Annotated in this window: 4 protein-coding genes; 1 reads left to right on the top strand and 3 read right to left on the bottom strand. The window is 37.5% G+C overall.

Features of this window, described 5'->3' with window-relative positions:
- Positions 1-124: 124 nt before the first annotated feature.
- Together nblB and F6K22_RS35175 are read right to left on the bottom strand one after the other, a co-directional pair.
- Positions 125-787: a phycobilisome degradation protein NblB gene (nblB, locus tag F6K22_RS35180; RefSeq protein WP_293109146.1), complete on the bottom strand. Its 663-nt coding sequence runs from the start codon at positions 785-787 to the stop codon at positions 125-127.
- A gap of 244 nt (positions 788-1,031) precedes the next feature.
- Positions 1,032-1,490 (bottom strand): CBS domain-containing protein, encoded by a 459-nt coding sequence (locus tag F6K22_RS35175; RefSeq protein WP_293109143.1) that lies wholly within the window; start codon positions 1,488-1,490, stop codon positions 1,032-1,034.
- Between the two features lie 191 nt (positions 1,491-1,681).
- Here F6K22_RS35175 and F6K22_RS35170 point away from each other — a divergent pair, with 191 nt between their 5' ends.
- Positions 1,682-2,011 (top strand): (2Fe-2S) ferredoxin domain-containing protein, encoded by a 330-nt coding sequence (locus tag F6K22_RS35170; protein ID WP_293109140.1) that lies wholly within the window; start codon positions 1,682-1,684, stop codon positions 2,009-2,011.
- 32 nt (positions 2,012-2,043) lie between these two features.
- Here the strand turns inward: F6K22_RS35170 and F6K22_RS35165 are convergent, their stop codons facing one another.
- Entirely contained in the window at positions 2,044-2,949 is a 906-nt protein-coding gene (locus tag F6K22_RS35165; RefSeq protein ID WP_293109137.1) for an alpha/beta fold hydrolase, read from the bottom strand.
- Positions 2,950-3,783 lie beyond the last annotated feature (834 nt).

Below are 3,783 nucleotides of genomic sequence, written 5' to 3'. Positions count from 1 at the left end.
CTGCTTTTTACTGTACTAGTACACATTGGCTTAAATAGCACACCCATTACACACTCTTTTAGACATTAATCTTAGCTCTATCCATTCTCTCATAATATGGGTATCTTATTTACGCCGTGCTGTACTAGCTACTTTGAGATAGCTTGGCCTCCTGAGCAACCTGCTCAACTCGATCGCTAGCCAACTGTGCTATTATTTGTTTTGCTTCTGGACTTCCTAACCTATGCAAAGCTTGTACAAGTCTATACCGGATTTGCCAGTCACTATGGACAGCAAAAGGTTTTAGTAAAGGAATAGCTGCTAAATTTCCTAGTTCGCCTAGGGCACTAATGGCCATAGTCTGTATTAGTTCATTGTCTGATTTCAGAGCATCTTCTAGTAAAGATAATGCTTTTGGTTCCCCCATTTCTCCTATTGCTGCAACTATACTAACTTTCACTAACCATTCTGGAGTATTCTGGTATACCTGTTGTAGGTCATCAAAAGCTTCGGTGATTTTTAATCCTCCTAGAGCATCTGCTGCTGCTGCTTGGACATCTGGTTCAGGATCGTTGAGCAGACAGTCACGCAATATTTCTTGGGATATTGTTAAATTTTGTTTTCCCAAGCTTGACATTTGACTCACCGCAGCGTACCGAACACGAGTATCTTGGTCTTTGATCGGATTTTGAATTAATTCAAAAGCCTTCTTTGGTTCTATTTGACGTAATTGATTAACTCCGCGTAAGCGATCGCCTAATTCTTCAGATATTAGTAGTTGCTGAATTGAATCTGGGGTAACACTCATTTCCATAAGTTCTATATGTTTTAATTTTTATCAGCTCTCTACCCTTAAATATCGCGATTATCAATATTTCTTTTTTACCTAGCATCATACCTTCATTAGCAATTTTAATCAATGATCTATCTTGAGCAACTGTTGAGTATGAGGCTTAATCTTATCGTAATGTGAATTATCATTATCTATAATTAATTATTACATTTGTTAATTTTTGCTCCCCTACCATAAATTGTGTTGAATAAGATCAAAGTTACTCAGTTGCCATAGCTCTAATAATGTCTCCACGAGTTAGTATACCAATCACTTCGCCATTATTATCTAGCACTGGCAACCGATGAATATTACGCTCGTGCATGAGTCTAGCTGCTGCTGGGAGAGTTTTTTCAGGTGTAGTAGTTAGAGGATTTTTAGTCATTACTTCTCCAACAGTTTCTCCTAAAGCTTTATGAATTTCTTTTTCATAACGAGCTGGATTTTCTAGGAAAATAACACTATCTAGGAGCATAATGTAAGGTGGAGGTGTGACTCCACTTTCTTGCCACATCAAATCTGTTTCTGATACGATCCCAACTAATTTTCCCTTGTCATTAACTACGGGAAGACCACTAATACGTTGTTCTGCCAAAATTTTAATTGCTTCTTTCAAAGGCATTTCTGGTTTGGCAGTAATTGGATTATGGCTCATAACATCTGATACAGTCTTGGTCATACTTACCTTTGGCTTTTTTTCTAGTTAGAGTAATGATGATAGCTATAAAATACAAATACAAATTTTCCTTTTTCCTTTTTGTTTTGCTTCAATGGTAATCATAAAAGAAAGTGGAAAGTACTATAGCATCGCACCGTGATTAAATCAAAGCTTACAATACAGAATAAAGCTATATTAAGAATTTATGATTAATGTCAACATCTGAAGGCCAAAAACAGGAAACTAACTCTGGCGATCGTTATGTATTTGTTTGCCAGAATCAGTCTTGTCTGCGCCACAACTCTCAAGAAGTCCTCAAGACCTTTAAAGCTGAGACAGAAAATTTGGTTGATGTCAATGTTGAGGCCAGTGGTTGTCTCGGCCAATGTAGCACTGGCCCTACAGTACGAGTTATCCCGGATGAAATTTGGTATTATCGAGTCCAGCCTGATAATGTCCCATTAATAGTTTTACAACATCTCAAGGGCAATAAACCTGTAGATGATATGCTCAATCCTAGAATCCATCCTCGTTTTTACTGATCGACAAATAATAGAAACCTATACTACATATCCTAAAGCCTTTTAACCGCCGAGAAAACCCATTCCTGAATTAATTTATTAACTTGCTCAGGAACTTCGTCATGGGGACAATGACCTGCTTTTAAGAAGTATTCTGTTAACTGAGGATAATATTTGCGAAATTGGGCACTTCTGGTTTGGCTTTTAATCCAAGGGTCAGCTTCTCCCCAAAGCATAAGTAGGGGACAGTTTAACTGACCTAACAATAAATCTACTTTCTGGCCAGATGGTGTCTTAAACATAGAGGCAAAGACTTTGGCTGCACCAGGGTCGCAAGAAGGTCGATATATATCTTCTATTAATTGATCTGTAATGGCGCTTTGATCTAAATAAACTTTCTGTAGTGTTTTTCTAATGGTGCTACGTCGTCTCGTCCATTGAAACAATAAAAAACTAGGTAAGTCTTGCAAAAGTAACCACTTTGTGGTTTGAGAAATAACTTTTCTCCATAAGGGAGGTTGAGAAATGGTCTGAGATTCAGTAAATGATCCGGCACTGTTAATGAGTATTAAACCTGCTGCAGAAGTTGGATATTGAGCTGCTACAGATAATCCTGTATAGCCTCCAAGAGAATTTCCTGCCAAGACTACCGATCTACCAATGACTTCGGTAATAAAGTCATTGATCTGTTCTTGCCATAGCTGACCACTATATTGCCAGTTTGGTTTGCCTGAACGTCCAAATCCTAGTAAGTCAATAGCCCAAACTTGAAAAAACTGGCTGAGACCTGCAACATTTTTCCGCCAATGGTCTGTGGATCCTCCAAACCCATGTATTAATAGTAAGGGTGGGTGTGGTTGTTCAGGCTTACCTGCACATAAGTAGTAGATTGGCTGATCTCGCCATTGCCAATAACTACCAGGAACTGTAGCTGTGGTAAACACCGATTTACTTAACATATATTATTAAAGACTATAAAGATTTATTAAATTACATTAAATACTATATCAAAAATTAAATGGGATCGAATTATCTTAATTCCTAGAATGTCGATCATCAATGATCCCAATAAAAATATAAGGAATTAGCATACAGGATTCAAAATCAATCTTTGCCTTTGGATTCAAACCCAACTAATTGGAGACACGGCCAGTGACTTTGGGGAGATTTGACCGCCTATAACCTCCAGTTAGGAGTTATCTCAATACCCTATAGAACCCATTTGGGATCTATTGAAAAAGATATTGGGAGATTGGGGGATCGGGGGATCGGGGGATTGGAAGTATTTTTCAACCTTTTTCTGATATTTGCTCTCCCTGGCTCCTGAATCCTGCTAAAAAATTTAATCGCGGGCCTTGATACCCAATGGCTTATATATCTATCTATCTATAATCTACCTCTTTTTTGACTACCGATTTAGTTCTCCAAAGTTCCTAGTCGTTTGCCCAGCATCTTCTTCAGGAGAAAGCTATTCACAAAACGCCTGGGCACAAAAAACAATAACCTAGCAGACTTTGATATTTTGAGGACGAAAATAAGTGAAAGCTCTACAGGGTGTGGGAAAATAGCTCAATAGCCTTAAAATGCCTCGAATCTAGATAGATAAATAAACAGGCTAATTTAGAGATTAAACCTTTACTATGTAATCCTTTGATGCTATCTTTATACTGTTTTTTACTCAAGTATTAAGAGTAGATATTAGATCCTCCAAGTAGAACATCTCCGAGAATTTACACTAATTCTGCTTAGGTACTTTATTTTTTCCAATAGTTTTGATACTATAGAAAATATGA

The sequence above is a fragment of the Okeania sp. SIO2F4 genome, from assembly GCF_010672385.1.
Taxonomy (GTDB): domain Bacteria; phylum Cyanobacteriota; class Cyanobacteriia; order Cyanobacteriales; family Microcoleaceae; genus Trichodesmium.
This window is presented reverse-complemented; position numbering and strand designations above follow the sequence as displayed.

Excerpts from the sequence above, each read along its gene's own strand:
- nblB (WP_293109146.1), bottom strand. The coding sequence starts at position 787 with ATGAGTGTTACCCCAGATTCAATTCAGCAACTACTAATATCTGAAGAA.
- F6K22_RS35175 (WP_293109143.1), bottom strand. The coding sequence starts at position 1,490 with ATGACCAAGACTGTATCAGATGTTATGAGCCATAATCCAATTACTGCC.
- F6K22_RS35170 (WP_293109140.1), top strand. The coding sequence starts at position 1,682 with ATGTCAACATCTGAAGGCCAAAAACAGGAAACTAACTCTGGCGATCGT.
- F6K22_RS35165 (WP_293109137.1), bottom strand. The coding sequence starts at position 2,949 with ATGTTAAGTAAATCGGTGTTTACCACAGCTACAGTTCCTGGTAGTTAT.